A 19,563-nucleotide genomic window follows, 5' to 3' on the forward strand; every position below is an offset into this window, starting at 1 on the left:
CGGGCAAACGCATAGCTTAGGCTCACAAACACCTTGGTGCTTCATGAAAATCGGAATACTGCAAACGGGTCTGGCCCCGGACGAGCTTAAGGGCACGTTCGGAGAATATCCCGGTTTCTTCGAACGCCTGCTGGCAGGCAAAAATTTCACCTTCCAAAGCTGGAGCGTTGTTGAAAACGTCTTTCCGGACGGACCAACGGACGCCGATGGCTGGCTGATCACCGGGTCGAAGCACGGCGCTTACGAAGATCATCCGTGGATACTCCCGCTCGAACAGCTCATCCGCAATATCGTAGCCGCAGATCGCCCCCTGATCGGCGTGTGTTTTGGCCACCAGATCATCGCACAGGCACTTGGTGGCACAGTCGAGAAATTCGACGGTGGTTGGGTTGTCGGCCAGCAAAGCTATGATTTCGGCGGCGAGAGCCTGACGATCAACGCGTGGCATCAGGATCAGGTGATCCGCGCGCCCGAAGGGGCCGAGGTGTTGGCCTCAAGCCCGTATTGCGCCAATGCCGCATTGCTGTATCCGGGCAAAGCCTACACCGTACAACCCCACCCCGAATATGGCGATGATTTCATCGCTGGTCTGATCGACACCCGCGGCAAGGGCATTGTGCCCGACGTCCTCTTGCAGGACGCCGCCACCCGCATGGGCGGACCGCTCGACACCAGGCGGATGGCCGACCAATTCGCCCATTTCTTCCGCGAAGGAACGCTTCAATGACCGACTGGACAGACACCCTCCCCGACTCGGCCCGCGCGTTTCTGGAAGGGCGCAGGCTTGACGAGGTGGAATGCATCATCGCCGACCTACCGGGCATCGCCCGAGGCAAGGCCGTGCCCGCATCGAAATTTGCGCGGCAGGAATATTTTCACCTGCCGGATTCGATCTTCTTTCAGACCATCACCGGCGATTGGGGCGAAGCCGCCGATGAAAACGATGGCGGTTTCATCGAACGCGACATGATCCTGAAACCGGATATGAGCACCGCAACAGCCGCCCCCTGGACCGGCGACTGGACGTTGCAGGTGATCCATGACGCCTATGACCGCAAAGGCAAACCGGTGCCCTACGCGCCGCGCAACGTGCTCAAACGGGTGGTGCAGCTATACCGCGACCAAGGCTGGGAACCGGTTGTCGCTCCCGAGATGGAGTTCTTCCTGACTGCCCGCAACCTCGATCCGGCCAAGGCAATCGAGCCGATGATCGGCCGCTCGGGCCGCCCTGCCGCCGCGCGCCAGGCCTATTCCATGACCGCCGTGGACGAATTTGGCCCTGTGATCGACGATATCTATGATTTCGCCGAAGCCCAAGGCTTTGAGATTGATGGCATCACCCAAGAAGGCGGCGCGGGCCAGCTCGAGATCAACCTGCGTCACGGCGATCCGGTCAAGCTTGCCGACGAAGTGTTCTACTTCAAGCGCCTGATCCGCGAAGCTGCGTTGCGCCACAATTGTTTTGCCACATTCATGGCCAAGCCTATCGAAAACGAACCCGGCAGCGCCATGCATATCCACCATTCGATCATCGATATCGAAACCGGGCGCAATCTGTTTAGCGGGCCTCAAGGCGGCGAAACCGACGCGTTTTTCCACTTTATCGGCGGCCTTCAGACCCACACCCCCGCCGCGATTGCAGTGCTTGCCCCGTACGTCAACAGCTACCGGCGCTATGTCAAAGATCATGCTGCACCGATCAATCTGGAATGGGGCCGCGACAACCGCACCACGGGTATCCGCATCCCGTTGTCCGGACCCGACAGCCGCCGGGTCGAGAACCGTCTGGCCGGAATGGATTGCAACCCGTATCTGGGCATCGCAGCCTCACTGGCCTGCGGCTATCTTGGATTGATGGAAGAATGTCGCCCGTCTAAACAGTTCAAAAGCGATGCCTATGAGGGCGACGGCGATATTCCTCAGGTTCTGGGTCAGGCACTGCAATTGTTTGAAGCGGCAAAACCGCTTCATGAGGTTTTGGGCCCAGAATTCTGCCGGGTTTATGCAATTGTCAAACACGCTGAATACGAAGAATTCCTGCAAGTGATCAGCCCCTGGGAACGCGAGCATCTGCTTTTGAACGTCTGAGCATAAGCCGGTCGAACCAGATGGGGGGACGCTGTTCCCCCACACCCCCTTGGGATATTTTTGAGCCAAAGAAGTACAGGACTGCCCTTTGAACCTTCTGTTCAGCAATGACACGCGCGGGGCCTATCCCGAAAGCTGGTATGCCGCCACCTCAACACCGCTTGAGCCATTTGCGCCCTTGCAGGGCGAGACGCGCGCGGATGTGTGTGTCATAGGCGCAGGGTATACCGGCCTATCAGCCGCGCTGCATTTGGCCGAGATGGACGCAGATGTCGTGCTGCTTGATGCGCACCGTGTGGGCTTTGGTGCGTCTGGGCGCAATGGCGGACAACTTGGGTCGGGCCAGCGGCAGGATCAGAACGTTCTGGAAAAAATGGTGGGCGCAGATGCAGCCCGCCATTTGTGGGACCTGGGCGAAGACGCCAAGGCGTTGGTGCGCGGGTTGATCGTGAAACACGGGATCGACTGTCACCTGCGCGACGGCATCGCCTGGGCTGCATCGCGCCCTTCGGACGCCACCGACCTGCACGCCTATGCCGCGCATCTGACCGCGCGCTATGGCTATGAGCAGATGACCGCGTTGGACCGGGATGCGTTCCATGCGCTGTGCCCGTCGCCCGACTATGTCGGTGGTGTCCTCGATATGGGGGCAGCGCATTTGCATCCCCTGCGCCTTGCCCTAGGGCTGGCCGAGGCCGCGGCCAGCGCCGGAGTGCGCATCCACGAGCGCAGCCATGTGCATGATATCCGCCACGGACCCAAGGTGACTGTGCGCACCGATGCAGGCCATGTTGTTGCCGATCAGGTGATCCTTGCCGGCAACGGGTATCTGGGCGGGCTTGACCGGCAGGTGACGGCGCGGGTGTTGCCAATCAACAATTACGTTGTCGCCACCGAACCGCTGGGCGACGCCGCCGCCCGTGTGCTGACACAAGACGTCGCGGTTGCGGATTCGCGGTTCGTGGTCAATTACTTCCGCCTCAGCCATGACAAGCGGCTGATCTTTGGCGGTGGCGAAACCTATGGCTACCGCTTTCCTACTGACATTGCCGCGCTTGTGCGCAAGCCGATGTCGGTGATCTTCCCGCATCTGCGTGATGTAAAGATCGACTATGCATGGGGCGGCACATTGGCCATCACGATCAAGCGGATGCCTTATCTGGCGCGCGTACAGCCAAACATCCTGTCCGCCTCGGGCTATTCCGGCCACGGTGTCGGCAATGCCATTCAGGCAGGCAAATTGCTGGCCGAAGCAACGCGCAGCCCGTCCGAAGGCTTTGCCGCGTTCAACGATATCCCGCACAGGGCGTTCCCCGGCGGCGCATTGATGCGCACGCCGATCCTGTCGCTGGCGATGTCATGGTACGCAATGCGCGACCGACTTGGGATTTAGGTCACTTGTCCAGCTTGGACAGCTTCTTCTGAAGCTCGGCCAATTGCGCTTTTATCACGTTCAGGTCGTCCGATTCGGGTGGGACCGCAGGTTTTGACCCGTCTTTGGCATCGTCCGGCGCAGGTCCGGACCACGTGCCCGACATGCCCCCGGTCATCGCCTTGAGAAACGCCTCTTGCTGGGCCTGCAACGCCTCCATGCCGGGCATGGTTGGCATGCCGGCCATCGGGTTGGTCTTGCCCATGTTCTCGACCCATTTCGACTGGCTGTCTCGAAACATCTCGAAACTGGCCGCAAGGAATTGCGGCACCGCACTTGTCGCAGTGGTGGTATAGCTGCGCACCAGATCATTGAGCACGTTGGTCGGCAAAACGCTTTCGCCCCGGCTTTCGTGTTCGGCGATGATCTGAAGCAGATATTGCCGCGTCAGGTCGTCGCCCGATTTCAGATCGACGATCTGCACCTCACGCCCGCCCCGGATAAATCCGGCGATATCCTCAAGCGTCACATAATCGGATGTTTCGGTATTGTAGAGACGGCGGCTCGCGTAGCGCTTGATCAACAGCGGTTTTTGGTCGTCGGCCAAAGGTGTCCCCTCCCCGGAATGTCTTCGCTGCGTTTGAGCCTAAGCACATGGCGAACAAAATGAAAGCATTGCTGTCATCATCTTGGTCCAGGACCCAAAAAAAGGCCGGATCCACGAAGGGACCCGACCTAAGGATAGCGTTCCAATTTGGGAGGAGAGAACGCTAGTTCGTAAAAAACTTACTTCGCAGCAGCAGTTGCCTTTTTGGCAGCAGCGGTCGCGTCAGCAGTTGCTTTCTTGACAGCGGCAGTCGCGTCTTCCGACAGGTCTTTGCCAGCAGCCATCATCAATTCAACCGTGTCCATCTGGACTTTTTTCGCGATCTCGGCGAATGCGGCCATGTTTTCGGCAGCAACTTCAGCCTGAGCCGATGCGAAATCGGTCATCGCCTTTGCGTAATCCGCAGGCTCTGTTTTCGCCTTGGACATGTCACCCAGCTTGGCGAGGGTGTCTTTGGTCCACTTTGCGGAAATCTCAGCCGACTTATCCGCAGCTTCGATCGCAACATGCGACAGCTTCTCGTTCAGAGTTGCTGTTGTCTTGAATGCGTCTTCCATGGATTTTGTGTCAACCGGGAATGCGCCCATCATTTCTTTCATGGTCGCTGTCATATCTGGTGTCTTAGCCATTTTATCAAATCCTTTTCCTGCTCGGCGGGCCCACCCCGCTGTCCGTTGCAGATGAGGAATATATAGATGCTGCACCGCAGCATTTCAACATCTTTTTCTGCACTGCAGCAAAATTGTACCCACCTCACCCTTCGCCGGCTTAGACCCGCGCTTTGATCATCACATACGTGCCGGGTGCAGGTGCCAGAGACGGATGGGATTTATCCCCTATTTCCCGTGCCTTGGTCCACTTGCCCGATCGCTTGGCCAGCCATTTCTCCCAAACTGGCCACCAGGACCCTTCGGTATACTCCGCCTGAGATTTCCAATCGTCCGGCGACAAAGACAGGTCTTCATTCGTGTAATGACCGTATTTTTTCTTGCTCGGCGGGTTCACGATTCCCGCGATGTGCCCCGACTCGGACACGATAAAGGTCTTTGATTTTGACCCCATCGCCTGCACGCCACGATAGCAATCCTTCCACGCTGCGATGTGATCCGTCTCGCAGGCAATCGAACACAGCGGAACGTCCACATCGCCAAGGCGCAGCGTATGACCCATCAAGTCGAACGTGCCTTCTGCAAACTGGTTCGCCTGACACAGCCCGCGCAGATACTGCACCGCCATACGCCCCGGCAGGTTTGCCCCGTCACCGTTCCAATACAAAAGATCAAACGCAGGGGGCGTTTCGCCCATCATGTAGCTTTTGATGGCAGGCCCATAGATCAGGTCGTTGGACCGCAGATAGCTAAAGGTCCGCGCCATGATAAAAGACTTTAGAATACCTGTATCGCCGATCTCTTCCTCGATCCCGTCGATAAAGTCGTTCTGAAGGAAGGGCGTGAATTCGCCTTGATCCGAGAAATCGGTCAGCGTGGTAAAGAAAGTTGCCGATTTGATCGACGCATCGCCGCGCTGTTTGAGCAGCGACAACGTCATGCTTAGCGTGGTGCCCGCGATACAATAACCGATCGCGTTGACCTTCTCGACGCCGCAGATCGCCTTGACCTCTTCGATGACGCGCACATACCCGTCTTCGATATAGGTCTCGAGCCCAACATCCTTGTAGCTTTCATCCGGGTTGATCCAGCTCACCACGAACAACGTGTATCCCTGATCCACCACCCAGCGGATGAAAGAATTCTCGGGCTTCAGATCCAGAATGTAGAATTTGTTGATCCACGGTGGAAACAGGATGATCGGGGTCTCGCGCACCTTTTCGGTGGTCGCCTTGTACTGGATCACCTCCATCATGTGGTTGCGATACACCACCTCGCCCTCGGCGGTGGCGATGTTACGGCCAATCTCGAACGCGGCTTCGTCTACAAGGCGCACCACCAGCTCACCGTTATTGGCCTCAAGATCAGCCACGAGGTTCTCAAGCCCTTTCACAAGGCTGTCACCTTCGGTGTCCAGCGCCTTTTGCAGCGCGTCCGGGTTGGTCGCCAGAAAATTTGTTGGCGCGTACATATCGACGATCTGCTGCGCGAAATAGCGCAGCCGCTTTTTCTCGGTCGCGTCCATATCCTCGATATCGTCCACCGCGTTGCGGATCGCGTCCGAGTTGATCAGGTATTGTTGCTTGATGAAGTTAAAATAGGGGTGTTCATCCCACATCGGGTTCTTGAAACGCCGATCCCGGGGGCCGGGATCTTCCGGGGCCTGCAACTTGCCTTTAGCCAGCGCTTGCTGGGCCTCAACAAAATGGGTCACAGACTTGCCCCAATATTCGATCTGGTGCTCGATGATCTTGGCAGGGTTTTGCATCCACTCGTGCCAATAGGCCTGCATTGCCTGACTGAACAACATCGTGTCCGGCCCGCTGAGCGACGGGTTGATCTGCTTCTTGCTCGACAACGCCGCCATGAGCCTCCCGCTCAGCGCTTCGATCTTTTGCAAATTGGCCTCAAGTTCCGGGCTTATTTCCGGTGCGGCAACGTCTTCAGTTGTCATGGCCAATATTCCCCCCTATCCATGCTGCTATGCAGAATACAGTCGCCTGCGGTGGGAGGCAAAGCGACGAAACAGCCCGGTTTTTTGACCGGCTCGGAAGGAGACGCCTCTATGCGGTACATGGTCACTTATGATCTGATGGAAACCGTTCGCAATACAAATCAATGGCTTGGCGCAACTGCCCGGACGATGGCCTCCTATCCGGCCTGGTCCATGATGCCCAATCCCGCGATCCAATGGATGGCCGCTTGGGGCGAAGTCACCGAACGCACATTTGAACGGATGGTCGTGAAACCCGACTGGGGGATTCGCACCTACACCCACGAGGATGGCAAGGATCACCTTGTCGAAGTTGAGACCATCGTCGAACGCCCCTTTGGCGACCTGATCCATTTCAACGTGGTCGGCCGCGAAGAGCAGCCCCGTAAGATTTTGCTCGTGGCGCCGATGTCCGGCCATTACGCAACGCTTTTGCGATCCACCGTCAAATCGCTGCTGGTGAATTGCGAAGTGTACGTCACAGACTGGCACAACGCGCGCGACATCCCCGTCAGCGCCGGTAAGTTCGACGTGGAAGATTATACGCTGTACCTCGCCGACTTCATGCGCGAGCTGGGGCCAGACACAAATGTGGTCGCCGTGTGCCAGCCGGTGCCGCTCACCCTCGCCGCGACCGCCTATCTGGCCGAGCACGAGCCCAACGCGCAGCCTCGCACACTGACCCTGATCGGCGGTCCGGTTGATCCCGACGCAACCCCAACCGACGTGACAGATTTTGGCCGCCGCGTGACCATGGGCCAGCTTGAGGAAACCATGATCCAACGGGTCGGTTTCAAGCACAAAGGCGTGGGCCGCAAGGTCTATCCTGGCCTATTACAGCTGGCGTCCTTCATCTCGATGAATGGCGAACGCCACGGTGATGCGTTCTCGAACCAGATCCAGAAAGTCATGCGCGGCGAAGCCTCGGACCATGATGCGCATAACCGCTTTTATGACGAATATCTTGCCGTAATGGACATGCCGGCAGAGTTTTATCTCTCGACCGTGGACCGCATCTTCAAAAAGCGCGAAATCGCCAAGAACGAATTTGTCGTGGCCGGTCACAAGGTGGATTTCGGGGCGATCACAAATGTCGCCGTGAAAACGGTTGAGGGCGAAAACGACGATATCTCGGCTCCGGGTCAATGCCTTGCGGCGCTTGCGCTCTGCACTGGCCTGCCGGACGAGATGAAAGCAAGCCATGTAGAGCCGGGTGCCGGACATTACGGCATCTTCGCAGGTAAAAGCTGGCGCAACAACATCCGGCCCTTGGTGCTCGATTTCATCGACAGCAACGCGGCCGGAGCCGCCAAGCCGAAAAAAGCCAAGACCGCTGCGAACACAAACGCAGCCTGACCATCGGATAAGCCGCACAAACGGCACCAAATTCAAAAGGGCTGCGTATCACCGCAGCCCTTTTCTGTGAACCCGCGACGCAGCCACAACGCAGCGTCGCCAACCGTACAAGCGAAACCCAGCCCTACGCCTCTGCTGCCCAGATCATATCAATCAGCGCCTGCGTCCCACGGCTGAACTCCAGCGGGCATGGATACGCGGCCTCTTCCCGCACCGCAGCTCCGAACGCCTCGACCTGCCGGACGTACTGATCCACACCCGGATAGCGAAACACCTCAACCGGTCCCGCCCCGCGCATCAACCGCACTTCAGCATCGCCATAGCCCATCGGATTGAACGGCACCGGCACCTCGATCACACCGCTCGTGCCCTGAAACGTCACCGACTGATAGCGCAGCATCCGCATCGACGTGAGCGAGGTCAGCGTGAACCCAGCAAACTGGACCACAGCCTCGGCGCGCACTTCAACCCCGCTTTCGCGCCGAATATCCGCAAACAGAACCCGCTCGGGGTCTTGCCCGGTCACAAAGCGCACACAGCCCAGCGTATAGACCCCGATATCCGGCAGGCTCCCGCCGCCCGTGGCCACCGCATTGCGAATATTGCCCGGATCGCTGGAATTGTCATAGGTGAAGGTCGCGCTCACCCGCCGTAAATCACCAATCGCGCCGCTTTGCACCCAATCGCGCACCTGATGCCATTGTGGGTGATGCACGATCATATAGGCCTCTGCGGCCACCAGCCCGGTCTGATCCCGCAGCGCGATCAAGCCGTCAATCTCGTCCGCCCGCAGCGCAATCGGCTTTTCACACAACACATGCTTGCCTGCCTCCAGTGCACGCCGTGTCCAATCCACATGCAGCGAATTGGGAAGCGGAATATAGACTGCATCAATATCCGGGTCCGCCAGCACCGCCTCATAACGGTCCACCACCCGCAGCGCGCCATCCATGGCACGAAACGGCGCGGCCTTGGCCGGATCAGACGTGGCCAGCACCGCCAGCCGGGACTGCGTCGCCGCATGCAAGGCCGGGGCCATATACTCTCGGGCGAATTTCGCCGCACCCAAAATACCCCATCGCAGCTCTGTCATCCCTGATCCCTTTCAACCGATATGCCTTGGCGTAACACGAAAAAACGCCGGGCACAGGCCCGGCGTTTTCAAATATCGGAGCTAGAGGTTGCTTAGACTGTGGCCAGCAGCCCCTGTTCTTTCGCAAGATCGCGCATGCGCTTTTGCAGCTTCTCGAAAGCCCGCACTTCGATTTGGCGAATCCTTTCACGGCTCACGTCATACTGGCCCGAAAGGTCCTCAAGCGTGACCGGCTTTTCCGCCAGACGCCGTTGTGTCAGGATATCCTTTTCCCGATCATTGAGAACATCCATCGCCTGCACCAGCATCGCGCGCCGCGCATCAAGCTCGTCTTTCTCTTCATAATCCGTGGCCTGATCCGCGCTTTCGTCCTCAAGCCAGTCCTGCCACTGCATCGTCCCTTCGCCATCAGAGCCGACAGTCGCGTTCAACGACGCATCGCCTCCCGACAGACGCCGGTTCATCGAGATCACTTCATCTTCGTTTACACCCAGATCATGCGCGATCTTGGCCACGTGCTCGGGACGCAAATCGCCGTCCTCGAGCGCGCCAATCCGCGATTTGGCCTTGCGAAGGTTGAAAAACAGCTTCTTCTGCGCGCTCGTTGTGCCCAGTTTCACCAGCGACCAGGACCGCAGGATATATTCCTGGATCGAGGCGCGAATCCACCACATCGCATAGGTCGCCAAGCGAAATCCTTTTTCGGGATCAAAGCGTTTGACTGCCTGCATCAGACCGACATTCGCCTCGGAAATCACCTCGGCCTGCGGCAACCCATAGCCACGATAGCCCATGGCTATCTTCGCGGCGAGGCGCAGGTGGCTTGTCACCATCCGGTGCGCGGCTTGTGTGTCTTCCTGCTCCACCCAACGCTTGGCGAGCATGTATTCTTCTTCCGGCTCCAAAAGCGGGAACTTGCGGATTTCCTGCAAGTACCGGCTCAGTCCAGCTTCCGGTGACGGGGCCGGGAGATTCGCATAATTGGCCATACCCTTGTCCCTCCAATGTTTACGGGCTTAACATACAATTTGGGAAGCAACCCCAAAATTTCAAGTGGTGTTCTGTCTGCTACGTTGAATTTAACGCACACCGATCCGGTTGTAATGGCTATGTCAGTGCGCTCACGCACATGGGACCATTGTTTCAGCCGCGCAATTGCGTGATCAAATCATCCATGTCTTGCGGCAAAGCAGCCTCAAACCGAAGGGTTTCGCCGCTCACAGGGTGTTCAAACCCCAAAACGGCAGCGTGCAAGGCCTGCCGGTCAAACGCCGCCAATAGCGCCATCGCCGCGTCGGACACCGCACCCTTGGCCACTTTGCGTCGCCCACCATACACAGGATCACCGATCAACCCATGCCCCGCATGGGACATATGCACCCTGATCTGATGCGTGCGCCCAGTCTCCAAACGGCACTCGACCAGCGACACCTGAGCCGGCGTGCCGAACACCTCCAGCACCCGCGCCCGCGTTATGGCGTGTTTACCGTGGCCAAAGAACACCGCCTGCCGCTGCCGATCGGTCTTGTGCCGCGCCAGATCGCTTGTGATCTTGATCACAGAACCCGGTTCAATCGACACACCCCGCACGCCGCGCAAGCGCGGATCGCCCGGATCGGGATGCCCGTGCACCACCGCCTGGTACAGACGTTCGACACTATGCGCCGCAAATTGATCCGCAAGCCCGTGATGCGCGCGGTCCGATTTGGCAACGACCAAAAGCCCGCTCGTGTCCTTGTCGATGCGGTGCACAATGCCTGGACGGCCCACGCCGCCCACACCCGACAACCGCCCGCCAAAATGATGCAACAGCGCGTTCACCAACGTGCCCGACGGCGTACCGGGGGCTGGATGCACCACCATGCCCACTGGTTTCATCACCACGATAAGGTCGTCATCCTCGAACCGCACGTCCAAGGGCAGGTCTTCTGCCTCTATGTGGCTTTCGGTTACGCCAGGCACCATGACTGCGATCACGTCGCCTTCCGCCACATTGGCCTTGGGATTGGTCAAAACCTCTCCCTCGCGGCGCACCGCACCCGCTTCGATCAACCGCGCCAACCGCGTCCGCGACAGCGCCGCTTCCTCTGGCACGTCGCGTGCCAAAGCCTTATCAAGTCGGTTGGGCGGTGAAGCGCCAATGATGACGGTAATGATGGACTCAGACATGGACAACGCCCCCGAAGATCAGCTCCCCGAACCAGCGAACCTGCGTTTCCTGCGTCGGCTGATAACGGTTCTGACCGCAACTATGATCGGCGGGGTCATACTCATCACGGCGCTGCTTGTCATCCGTTACAATCAAACCGCCGCCCCCTTGCCTGACACGATCACCCTGCCCGATGGCAGTACAGCAACGGCGTTCACGCAGGCCCGCAACTGGTATGCGGTTGTCACCGACAGCGATCAAATCCTGATCTTCGCCCGCGACACAGGTCGCCTGCTTCAAACCATTACGATCACCGCAGAGTAGGAATGGTACCAGCACCCCGGCTCGAACGGGGGACCTCTTGATCCACAATCAAGCGCTCTAACCTACTGAGCTATGCCGGCACTGAGGGGCGGAATAACGGGACGGTTCCGCCAATGCAAGACCCATCTGACCCAAGAATGTGACTTCCTGCGCCCATTCAAGCAGATCAACATCAAAGCGGTGCACTGGTTTGGACGATAGGCACCTCCAGCCGTGTTTGCGGCAGAGCGCGCGAGCCACTTCGCGGTCTTCTTGGTTCAAAAGTTGCATACGAGGATAGCCCCAATCTTGTGAGACTCTCGTGTAGGTCGACAAGAGCCGTTTGCCAAAGCAGATCCCGCACCTCGGAAACCACCGCAGCTTGGCCGTCCTGGCGCCCTGCAACAGACAGAAGACACTGCCCAAGCACATGCCAACGCGTTCAGCCACTCACCTGCGTTCCAATTCCGGGTCAAATGACACAACGATAACGCACAACATCAAAACTGCGACCGACACGAAACTGGCAACGCCCCTGTCTGCCTCAAAAGCGTGGCGGCCATGCAAATCGACAAGCAGATCAGAGTTTCCGGCACATACCCCATCAGAAGAACGACATCACCCAGGACGGCTCCTGCTCTATCTTGCAAAACACACTTCCCAGCGCTAAGGCGACAGACCTGACGTAACCCGCCGGAGATCTGCCATGGGCATCAACACAGAACGCGATATCGAAGCCAACCTGCAAATCGGCCCCACAGATCTGGGTATGGTGCGCCTGTTTATCTTGGCTGACGGTCTTGAAATCCCCATGGATTTCTCACCCGAAGAAGCGGACGAAATCGCTGAAGAAATCAAACTTGCCGCCACCGCTGCCCGCAAAGTCAAACCAACTCGGTGACGAGTTGCGAAAGGTGGGCAATTTTTTGTCCACCAAGCAACGATAAGGTTATCCAAAGGCTGGTGGGCACAATGCCCGTCCCGTGCCTGAGTTGCAGACCTTTTCTCACACGCGGCGTGTTCAGCTCACGAATTCATGTATCAATCCGCGCAACACGGCGGCATCTCGCAGGGCCCGCGCAACACGCCTAACCGCCCCATGATGACAACGCCGCCTCTGGATCACGCAACGCCTGCAACCGTCGCGCGGCATGGAACGCGAAGGTGCGGATCAGCTTGCTCCGCCGCGGCGCGGCCAGCTTTGCCTCTGGTGACATCCGCACGATTTCCGCATCATAGCCATCGGCAATGATCAATCCCGTCTCAATCGGCAAAAGCTCGGACGGGAACGCCAGATCCACCGCCCAGAAATACCGGTCGCACCAATCGAGGTAGCCTTCCCATTTCTGATCGGACTGGAAATCCGCCCGCGATGATTTGCATTCGACAATCCAGATCTCTCCCTTCGGTCCAAGCGCCATCACATCGACCCGAAGGCCACGATCCGGCACGAATTCCTCGATCACAGAAAACCCGTGGCTGGCAAGGTGGCGGCACACCCCGCGCGCCAGGAGTTGCCCCGGCTGGTTATCGGCCTGCTGGCCAGTGCTTGGATTGAATACGTGGGTCATACCGAACACACATGAACAAAGTGTGAACAAAAATCAAGCCGCCACAGGGCCTGACCTTAAATCACCTCTTGTCAGATCGCGCACACGCGCCTACCTCAGTGGCAGGCGGGTTCTGCCCTTCTCGTGATTGGTTGCATTCCGGTGGCCTTAAGCAATTCCGAGGGAGTTGGCTCTGTCCGGGCCCTGGTCCGGTTACCTGACGCCCACCTGTACATACAGGTCCTCGGGAATGAGAGAACCGCACGGTTGGCGTGGTTCCCGCCGCTTATTTTCTTGAAAAATTGCGCACTTGCACGCGCGGGGCGGTCGCTTCGACCCGGATCGGCGTAAGGTCAATCGGGCGGCCGCGATGATCGTCGTCATCGTCATCTTCGTCGTCATATTTCATCAACATGATCGAGATACCGAACTGAACACCTGCAAACACGATCCCGTTGAACAGCCACAGCAAAAACACCGCAAGCAACCCAACATCGGTATGCGTCACCAGATGCCACAGGTTCACCACGTTGAAATACAAAAGAAGCGTGACAAAGACCGCCGACAGGGCGAACCCGATAGCGGTTTGACGAATATACATCGTGATCAGATCGGGCATGGTGTCCCTCGCTTTCCGAAACTTTAGATAGCTTACCCGATGCAAAAAGCAAAGGGCACACTGCCCCAGTTCTAGAACGCCTCGGGCCGCGCCTCGCGCGCCATGTGGTCCAGCACCGCGTTGACAAACTGCGCCTCTTTCCCATCGGGAAAGAACGCACGCGCCACATCAACATATTCGTTAATGACCACCTTGGGCGGCGTTTCCGTAGCCACCAACTCCGCCCCCGCCGCCCGGAACAAAGCCCGCAGCGTCGGATCAATCCGCGCGATGGGCCATTTGGCCACAAGCCCGCGATCCGTCATCTGGTCAATTTTGGCTTGCCAGTTCACCGCCTCGTCGCAAATGCGGCGAAACAGGTCCACATCACCATCGACCATGGCAATGCCATCAATCTGCGCAAGACCAAACCGATGATCGAGGAATTCCACCGCGACACGGTCCACAGATTGCCCTGATTGTTCGGTCTGGAACAGCGCCTGCACGGCATAAAGCCGCGATGCAGACCGTTTCTGGCGTTTCTCGTCCACCTTACGGGGCGGCTTGGCAGCGTGGCTCATGCGATGTTCGGGTCCTTGGTGTCACCAGCGATCTGGTACTCGTCCGAGCGCGGGACAAACCCCACACCCTTGCGCGAAGCCCCCCATTTACGGCTGAGCGCGATCAGGTGCAAGGCAGCAGCGGCCGCACCGCCCCCCTTGTTTTGCCCATCGGCCTGCGCACGCGTTTCAGCCTGCGCCGTGTTTTCGACCGTCAGGATACCATTGCCGATGCACAAGCCCTGAAGCCCCAGCAGGGTCAGGCCCCGAGAGCTGTCATTGCACACCGTGTCGTAATGCGTGGTCTCTCCCCGAATGATACAGCCAAGCGCGACATAGCCGTCGAAATTCGACATCCGTTCAGCAATGCCAATCGCGGTCGGCACTTCAAGCGCGCCTGGAACCTCAACCAAATCATGTGTGCCGCCACACGCTTCAATCTCGGCACGCGCACCTGCGATCAGCTGATCCGCGATGTCCTTGTAGTAAGGCGCAACCACGATCAAAACCTTAACGGGACGCTCAAAACTTGGCCGCTCCAGCGTGTAATGCGAAACCGATGCGGCCATCATCCCAACTCCGAAATTTTTTGCGTTCCCACGATCTCCAGACCGTAGGCCTCAAGGCCCACCACTTTGGGGGTCGGCGAATTGGTCAGCAAGCGCAGCTTTGACAACCCAAGTGACGACAAAATCTGCGCCCCCAGCCCGTATTGCCGCAGCGTCTTGGGCGACACCTCGTCACCCACATCCAGCTTCATCGACGTATCGCGCAACAGAACCACAACGCCGCGCCCCTCTTCGGCCACTGCACGCATTGCATGTTGAAATTCATCCGCCCGCCCGCGCGGGCCGGTGCCAACCACATCCAGCATCGGATCGAGCGCGTGCATCCGCACCAAGACCGGCGCATCGCCCGACAAATCGCCCTTGGTCAGCACGATATGTTCGTCGCCATGGGTCTCGTCGGTGTAGATCCTCATCAGCCAATCGCCACCGAATTCGGACTGGATCATTTCTTCGGTCCGTACCCGCACAAGGTTGTCGTTGCGGCGGCGATACGCAATCAGATCACTGATCGTCCCGATCTTGAGGTTGTGCCGCTGTGCAAAGGCCACCAACTCGGGCAGGCGCGACATCGTGCCGTCCTCGTTCATAATCTCGCAGATCACCCCCGATGGGTTCAACCCGGCAAGACGGCTCACATCCACAGCCGCCTCGGTATGACCCGCGCGCACCAGCACCCCACCATCTTTCGCCCGCAACGGAAAGACATGACCCGGCGTTGCAATGTCCTGCGCGCCTTTGGTGCCGTCGATGGCAACCGACACGGTCCGCGCCCGGTCTGCCGCCGAAATACCCGTAGTCACACCTTCGCGCGCCTCGATGGAAATGGTAAAGGCGGTCTCGTGGCGCGACGAATTGTTCGTCGACATAAGCTCAAGGCCCAGTTCCTCGATCCGTTTCGGCGTCATCGCCAGACAGATCAAACCGCGCCCGTGCATCGCCATAAAGTTAATGACATCCGGCGTCGCCCATTGCGCGGGAATCACCAGATCGCCCTCGTTCTCGCGGTCTTCGTGATCGACAAGAATGAACATCTTGCCGTTGCGCGCGTCTTCGATGATTTCCTCGACCGAAGAAATGGCGTCTTTCCAGTTTTCTTCGACCGGTCCGGGATTTTCAAATGTGGTCACGCGAGGCCTCCGTCATTGCCCTTGCGCACTTAAATCAGACCGGTGGAATTGACCAGTGCGACGTCCTGTACGCGCGCATCGATACACCCCGTGCGCCCCATTCGTAGAAATCAGTCGAAAATGTCTTCCAAAACATCAAACGCTTCTTCAAAGAACCGCTTGGCCAGCGTCTTGCGCTTTTTCTTCTTCTTCCCAGACGACCCCACCTCGCGTTCCCACACAGGCAACGGGGTCACAGCCCCCTTTTTCTGTTTGGGCTTTGGCCTGTGCGGCGTGGCCCGCCCCTGTGACGCGGGCCGATCCACCACATCCGCGCGCAGCATCTTCATGTCATGCAAGGGCGCACCACAGGCAGAACAGCTCAGTTCGTGACGAATATCCCCTGTCAAAACAAGGGCAGCGCGCGTTCCGCAGTAGCAGCAAGTCGCAATCTTGGTTCCGTGGGGCATGGCATCTCCTATCGCAGGGATATTGGCATTACCCCCACGATCCGCAAGCTCAGGGCCGTGCGGCGTAAAGTGCCACAGCCGCCGCATTCGATACGTTCAAAGACCCAAACCCCTGCGCAAAGGGGATTTTCACCAACGCATCACAGGTGTCCTTGGTCTTTGGCCGCAGCCCCGGCCCTTCGGCCCCAAGCACCAACGCAATCGGTCGGTCACGCACCGGCGCAATGGCCTCATCAATTGTTTGCTCTGCCTCACCATCCAGACCAAAAATCACGTAACCCATTGACCGCAAACGCTCCATCGCATCTGCGAGATTGCGTTCCCGCAGGTAAGGCTGCCGTTCCAACGCACCAGACGCGGTTTTCGCCAACGCCCCTGTTTCCGGTGCCGAATGATGCAAAGTACCTATAACAGCCGACGCGCCGAACACCTCGGCAGAGCGTAGAATCGCCCCCACATTGTGCGGATCGGTCACCCGGTCGAGCAATACAACACGCGGAGGGCCGTCCCCCGGACCAAGCGCCACATCCTCAAGTCGCCCCCAGTTCAGCGGCTTTACTTCCAAAGCTGCACCCTGGTGCACGGATTGCGGATCAATCGGCGCATCAAAACGACGCGGATCGCTCATTTCTGCTTCGATTCCAGCCACTTCAATGGCATCCGCCAGCTTGTCCATGGCGTTGCGGGTCACCATCAAACGCAGCCGTTCGCGGTTCGGATTAACCAGCGCATCGCGCACAGCATGCAATCCGAACAGCCACACGGTCTCTGCCGAAGCGGCCTTCTTGGACTGCTCTTTGGCCACCACCCATTTCGGTTTTTTGACCATCACAGCCTCCTTGATTGTCTTGTGGAAAACGCACCTGCTTGATGGGATTTTCCTGTTGACGCCGCAAGGGGGCAATTGTAATCACCCGCTCACGCCAAGCGCAGCCTTGGCCAAGTGGGCGACAGGCCGCAAGGTGTGGCAGGGGACTGTAACTCCCTCGCGGAGACGCACGCCTGGTTCGATTCCAGGGTCGCCCACCACTTTCCTACCCCAGGCAAACTAACGCGATGCATCAAGAGGTGCGCGCAAGCATTTGACTTTTATGTTGATTGCCGCCCTTATCCACAGATGACGCAGATCGAAGACCTTCGTACCAAGGCACGCGCGCTGTTTGACGCAGCCGTCACAGCAGCAGATCCCGCCCATGCGGTGCGACGGGGATTTGCCCTGTCTCCCTTGCCAATGCCGCAAGCGGGCGGGCGCACATTCCTCATTGCCATCGGCAAAGCGGCCCCTGCGATGCTGGGCGAAGCTCTGGTTGCGATACCCGACGCGGACATCGCGCTGGCAATCACACATCACGAAAACGAAACACCCCTGACCGGGTCCGAGGTGCTGCGCGCCGGACATCCCGTCCCCGACGAGGCAGGCGCACGCGCCGCACAACGCGTCATGACCCTGTTGTCCGAGGCCACAGAGAAAGACCGCATCATCGCGCTCATCTCGGGCGGAGGATCGGCCCTGCTCCCGGCCCCACCTCAGGGTGTCAGCCTGACAGACAAGGCGCGGCTGAACGACCTGCTGTTGTCAGCCGGGCTCGACATCGTGCAAATGAATCTTGTCCGGCAACAGGTCAGCTTGCTCAAAGGCGGTGGTTTTCTGCGTCTGGCAGCACCCGCGTCGGTCTACGCCTATCTTTTGTCCGACGTGATCGGCGACGACCTGCGCGCCATCGCCTCCGGCCCGACGGTCGGCCCGATTGGCACAGCCGCCGACGCAATTGCCACTCTGAAGGCGGCAAACATCTGGGATGCCATACCAACATCGATCCGCAACCATCTGGAAAGCAACAAAAACCGCACAATCGGCCCTGTGCCAATGGCCACAAACACGCTTGTCGGGTCAAACCGCCTGTCACTTGAGGCAATGGCCCAAGAGGCCCGCACCATCGGTCTGACGCCGCATATCGTCAGTGACGCGCTGACCGGCGATGTTGCGGATGCCGCCCAACACGTCCTTCACGAACTGACCACCCGACCCAAGCCAACGGCGCTGCTGTTCGGCGGCGAAACCACGGTCAAACTGCGCGGTACGGGCAAAGGCGGGCGCAATCAGGAACTGGCCCTGCGCGTCGCCATGGGGGCGTCTGACCTCAGGGCCAAATGGGTCTTTCTGTCCGGCGGCACCGATGGCCGTGACGGTCCCACCGACGCCGCAGGCGGGCTTGTGGACGCGGGCACCCTGCCCCGGATCACGGCGGCTGGCCAGGATGCGGATGTGCTGCTGGCAAACAATGACAGCTACGCCGCCCTTGCCGCTGGCGGAGACCTTTTGATGACCCGTGCCACCGGCACCAATGTGGCGGATGTTCAGGTCTTGCTGATCGCGCCCTGACGCCCCGAGAAACGCTGCAATGATACGCCCGCTTCGGCCAAGGCCGCGCGCACCTGACGCGCAATCTGGACCGCTGTGGCCCCGTCCCCATGCAGGCAGATCGTGTCCACCGCCGCCGGGATATGCGCGCCGCTTTCAGTGATGATCGCACCCGCTTTGACCATCTCGACCATCCGTTGCCCTGCCACTTCGGCATCGTGGATCACCGCGCCCGGCAGGCTTCGGTCGACCAGCGTGGCATCGTCGTTATAGGCCCGATCTGCAAAGATTTCCCCAGCCCAGCGGCAACCCAACGCCTCGACCGCGTGCTGTTGCTGTGTTGCGGCCAGCACCATGATGATGATGTCAGGATCAACCGAGAGCGCGCCTTCATAGCACGCATGTGCCATTGCCACATCCTCAGATGCCATGTTTGCCAACGCGCCATGCAGCTTGAGATGGCGCACCGTGCCCCCCACCGATCGCGCCATCGCTTGCGCGGCACCCAGTTGATATCGCACCAGGTTTCGCAGACTGTCGTGGCTCAGCTGCATCCGCCGCCGTCCAAAGCCCTGCAAATCGGGAAACCCCGGATGCGCCCCGATCCCGACGCCCTGCGCCACCGCCAAAGACATGGTGTCCGACATCACATCCCAATCGCCCGCGTGAAACCCGCAGGCCACATTGGCCGAGGTGATGATCTGCAACAATTCCGCATCTGACCCCATCGGCCAGGGACCAAAGCTTTCGCCCATATCGGCATTCAGATCGACAAACAT

At 58.9% G+C, this 19,563-nt stretch carries 21 protein-coding genes and 2 tRNA genes; 8 read left to right on the plus strand and 15 right to left on the minus strand.

Annotation, left to right across the window (positions count from 1 at the left end):
- The first annotated feature begins 43 nt into the window (after positions 1-43).
- The 3 genes from ACSHXH_RS08825 to ACSHXH_RS08835 all read left to right on the plus strand — a co-directional run bounded on the left by ACSHXH_RS08825 (position 44) and on the right by ACSHXH_RS08835 (position 3,481).
- Positions 44-727, plus strand: a complete 684-nt coding sequence (locus tag ACSHXH_RS08825; protein WP_435671418.1) for a type 1 glutamine amidotransferase — start codon at positions 44-46, stop codon at positions 725-727.
- Complete coding sequence (locus ACSHXH_RS08830) at positions 724-2,088, plus strand: glutamine synthetase family protein (RefSeq protein WP_435671419.1); 1,365 nt, start codon at positions 724-726, stop codon at positions 2,086-2,088. Before ACSHXH_RS08825 ends, ACSHXH_RS08830 begins: the two co-directional genes overlap by 4 nt.
- A gap of 88 nt (positions 2,089-2,176) precedes the next feature.
- Entirely contained in the window at positions 2,177-3,481 is a 1,305-nt protein-coding gene (locus ACSHXH_RS08835; RefSeq protein ID WP_435671420.1) for an NAD(P)/FAD-dependent oxidoreductase, read from the plus strand.
- A gap of 1 nt (position 3,482) precedes the next feature.
- Here ACSHXH_RS08835 and phaR read toward each other — a convergent pair whose 3' ends face one another.
- From phaR to ACSHXH_RS08850, 3 genes are all read right to left on the minus strand, one after another.
- Entirely contained in the window at positions 3,483-4,067 is a 585-nt protein-coding gene (gene phaR, locus ACSHXH_RS08840) for a polyhydroxyalkanoate synthesis repressor PhaR (RefSeq protein ID WP_435671421.1), read from the minus strand.
- A 179-nt stretch (positions 4,068-4,246) separates the two neighbouring features.
- Positions 4,247-4,696 carry a phasin family protein gene (locus ACSHXH_RS08845; RefSeq protein WP_435671613.1) on the minus strand — a complete coding sequence of 150 codons (450 nt, stop codon included), beginning with the start codon at positions 4,694-4,696 and terminating at the stop codon, positions 4,247-4,249.
- Between the two features lie 139 nt (positions 4,697-4,835).
- Complete coding sequence (locus tag ACSHXH_RS08850) at positions 4,836-6,629, minus strand: PHA/PHB synthase family protein (protein ID WP_435671422.1); 1,794 nt, start codon at positions 6,627-6,629, stop codon at positions 4,836-4,838.
- A 111-nt stretch (positions 6,630-6,740) separates the two neighbouring features.
- On the opposite strand from ACSHXH_RS08850, the gene phaZ reads away from it, so the two are divergent.
- On the plus strand, positions 6,741-8,024 hold the full coding sequence (phaZ, locus tag ACSHXH_RS08855; RefSeq protein ID WP_435671423.1) for a polyhydroxyalkanoate depolymerase: 1,284 nt from the start codon (positions 6,741-6,743) through the stop codon (positions 8,022-8,024).
- A gap of 124 nt (positions 8,025-8,148) precedes the next feature.
- Here the strand turns inward: phaZ and ACSHXH_RS08860 are convergent, their stop codons facing one another.
- The 3 genes from ACSHXH_RS08860 to ACSHXH_RS08870 all read right to left on the minus strand — a co-directional run bounded on the left by ACSHXH_RS08860 (position 8,149) and on the right by ACSHXH_RS08870 (position 11,286).
- A complete protein-coding gene (locus tag ACSHXH_RS08860; protein ID WP_435671424.1) occupies positions 8,149-9,117 on the minus strand; it encodes a Gfo/Idh/MocA family protein in 969 nt (322 codons plus the stop codon).
- Between the two features lie 92 nt (positions 9,118-9,209).
- Positions 9,210-10,106, minus strand: a complete 897-nt coding sequence (gene rpoH, locus ACSHXH_RS08865; protein ID WP_435671425.1) for an RNA polymerase sigma factor RpoH — start codon at positions 10,104-10,106, stop codon at positions 9,210-9,212.
- 154 nt (positions 10,107-10,260) lie between these two features.
- Positions 10,261-11,286, minus strand: a complete 1,026-nt coding sequence (locus ACSHXH_RS08870; RefSeq protein ID WP_435671426.1) for an RluA family pseudouridine synthase — start codon at positions 11,284-11,286, stop codon at positions 10,261-10,263.
- Here ACSHXH_RS08870 and ACSHXH_RS08875 point away from each other — a divergent pair.
- Entirely contained in the window at positions 11,285-11,590 is a 306-nt protein-coding gene (locus ACSHXH_RS08875) for a DUF6476 family protein (RefSeq protein WP_435671427.1), read from the plus strand. The genes ACSHXH_RS08870 and ACSHXH_RS08875 overlap by 2 nt on opposite strands.
- Positions 11,591-11,593: 3 nt before the next feature.
- Here ACSHXH_RS08875 and ACSHXH_RS08880 read toward each other — a convergent pair.
- Positions 11,594-11,670 (minus strand) — tRNA-His (locus tag ACSHXH_RS08880).
- A 605-nt stretch (positions 11,671-12,275) separates the two neighbouring features.
- On the opposite strand from ACSHXH_RS08880, the gene ACSHXH_RS08885 reads away from it, so the two are divergent.
- The gene (locus ACSHXH_RS08885) at positions 12,276-12,470 is read left to right on the plus strand and encodes a DUF6324 family protein (protein WP_435671428.1); all 195 of its coding nucleotides are present in this window, start codon (positions 12,276-12,278) and stop codon (positions 12,468-12,470) included.
- A 187-nt stretch (positions 12,471-12,657) separates the two neighbouring features.
- Here ACSHXH_RS08885 and ACSHXH_RS08890 read toward each other — a convergent pair whose 3' ends face one another.
- The 7 genes from ACSHXH_RS08890 to rlmB form a co-directional block, all read right to left on the minus strand.
- A complete protein-coding gene (locus ACSHXH_RS08890) occupies positions 12,658-13,140 on the minus strand; it encodes an MmcB family DNA repair protein (protein ID WP_435671429.1) in 483 nt (160 codons plus the stop codon).
- Positions 13,141-13,405: 265 nt separating this feature from the next.
- Positions 13,406-13,738, minus strand: a complete 333-nt coding sequence (locus ACSHXH_RS08895; RefSeq protein ID WP_435671430.1) for a hypothetical protein — start codon at positions 13,736-13,738, stop codon at positions 13,406-13,408.
- Positions 13,739-13,809: 71 nt separating this feature from the next.
- Entirely contained in the window at positions 13,810-14,298 is a 489-nt protein-coding gene (gene nusB / locus ACSHXH_RS08900) for a transcription antitermination factor NusB (RefSeq protein ID WP_435671431.1), read from the minus strand.
- Entirely contained in the window at positions 14,295-14,846 is a 552-nt protein-coding gene (locus tag ACSHXH_RS08905) for a 6,7-dimethyl-8-ribityllumazine synthase (protein ID WP_435671432.1), read from the minus strand. Before ACSHXH_RS08905 ends, nusB begins: the two co-directional genes overlap by 4 nt.
- Entirely contained in the window at positions 14,846-15,973 is a 1,128-nt protein-coding gene (gene ribB, locus ACSHXH_RS08910) for a 3,4-dihydroxy-2-butanone-4-phosphate synthase (protein WP_435671433.1), read from the minus strand. Before ribB ends, ACSHXH_RS08905 begins: the two co-directional genes overlap by 1 nt.
- A gap of 110 nt (positions 15,974-16,083) precedes the next feature.
- Positions 16,084-16,422, minus strand: coding sequence for a hypothetical protein (locus tag ACSHXH_RS08915; protein WP_435671434.1), 339 nt, complete (start codon positions 16,420-16,422; stop codon positions 16,084-16,086).
- Between the two features lie 49 nt (positions 16,423-16,471).
- Complete coding sequence (gene rlmB, locus ACSHXH_RS08920; RefSeq protein WP_435671435.1) at positions 16,472-17,251, minus strand: 23S rRNA (guanosine(2251)-2'-O)-methyltransferase RlmB; 780 nt, start codon at positions 17,249-17,251, stop codon at positions 16,472-16,474.
- Positions 17,252-17,367: 116 nt separating this feature from the next.
- Between rlmB and ACSHXH_RS08925 the strand changes: the two genes are divergently transcribed.
- Positions 17,368-17,451 (plus strand) — tRNA-Tyr (locus tag ACSHXH_RS08925).
- 88 nt (positions 17,452-17,539) lie between these two features.
- A complete protein-coding gene (locus ACSHXH_RS08930; RefSeq protein ID WP_435671436.1) occupies positions 17,540-18,805 on the plus strand; it encodes a glycerate kinase type-2 family protein in 1,266 nt (421 codons plus the stop codon).
- Here the strand turns inward: ACSHXH_RS08930 and ACSHXH_RS08935 are convergent.
- Positions 18,781-19,563: a LamB/YcsF family protein gene (locus ACSHXH_RS08935; RefSeq protein ID WP_435671437.1), complete on the minus strand. Its 783-nt coding sequence runs from the start codon at positions 19,561-19,563 to the stop codon at positions 18,781-18,783. The genes ACSHXH_RS08930 and ACSHXH_RS08935 overlap by 25 nt on opposite strands.

The organism is Marivita sp. (assembly GCF_051251565.1).
In the GTDB taxonomy this organism is placed as follows: Bacteria; Pseudomonadota; Alphaproteobacteria; order Rhodobacterales; family Rhodobacteraceae; genus Marivita.

Coding starts and splice junctions, on each gene's coding strand:
- ACSHXH_RS08825 (WP_435671418.1), top strand. CDS start 44: ATGAAAATCGGAATACTGCAAACGGGTCTGGCCCCGGACGAGCTTAAG.
- ACSHXH_RS08830 (WP_435671419.1), top strand. CDS start 724: ATGACCGACTGGACAGACACCCTCCCCGACTCGGCCCGCGCGTTTCTG.
- ACSHXH_RS08845 (WP_435671613.1), bottom strand. CDS start 4,696: ATGGCTAAGACACCAGATATGACAGCGACCATGAAAGAAATGATGGGC.
- ACSHXH_RS08850 (WP_435671422.1), bottom strand. CDS start 6,629: ATGACAACTGAAGACGTTGCCGCACCGGAAATAAGCCCGGAACTTGAG.
- phaZ (WP_435671423.1), top strand. CDS start 6,741: ATGCGGTACATGGTCACTTATGATCTGATGGAAACCGTTCGCAATACA.
- ACSHXH_RS08860 (WP_435671424.1), bottom strand. CDS start 9,117: ATGACAGAGCTGCGATGGGGTATTTTGGGTGCGGCGAAATTCGCCCGA.
- rpoH (WP_435671425.1), bottom strand. CDS start 10,106: ATGGCCAATTATGCGAATCTCCCGGCCCCGTCACCGGAAGCTGGACTG.
- ACSHXH_RS08875 (WP_435671427.1), top strand. CDS start 11,285: ATGGACAACGCCCCCGAAGATCAGCTCCCCGAACCAGCGAACCTGCGT.
- ACSHXH_RS08870 (WP_435671426.1), bottom strand. CDS start 11,286: ATGTCTGAGTCCATCATTACCGTCATCATTGGCGCTTCACCGCCCAAC.
- ACSHXH_RS08885 (WP_435671428.1), top strand. CDS start 12,276: ATGGGCATCAACACAGAACGCGATATCGAAGCCAACCTGCAAATCGGC.
- ACSHXH_RS08890 (WP_435671429.1), bottom strand. CDS start 13,140: ATGACCCACGTATTCAATCCAAGCACTGGCCAGCAGGCCGATAACCAG.
- ACSHXH_RS08895 (WP_435671430.1), bottom strand. CDS start 13,738: ATGCCCGATCTGATCACGATGTATATTCGTCAAACCGCTATCGGGTTC.
- nusB (WP_435671431.1), bottom strand. CDS start 14,298: ATGAGCCACGCTGCCAAGCCGCCCCGTAAGGTGGACGAGAAACGCCAG.
- ACSHXH_RS08905 (WP_435671432.1), bottom strand. CDS start 14,846: ATGGCCGCATCGGTTTCGCATTACACGCTGGAGCGGCCAAGTTTTGAG.
- ACSHXH_RS08915 (WP_435671434.1), bottom strand. CDS start 16,422: ATGCCCCACGGAACCAAGATTGCGACTTGCTGCTACTGCGGAACGCGC.
- rlmB (WP_435671435.1), bottom strand. CDS start 17,251: ATGGTCAAAAAACCGAAATGGGTGGTGGCCAAAGAGCAGTCCAAGAAG.
- ACSHXH_RS08930 (WP_435671436.1), top strand. CDS start 17,540: ATGACGCAGATCGAAGACCTTCGTACCAAGGCACGCGCGCTGTTTGAC.
- ACSHXH_RS08935 (WP_435671437.1), bottom strand. CDS start 19,563: ATGTTTGTCGATCTGAATGCCGATATGGGCGAAAGCTTTGGTCCCTGG.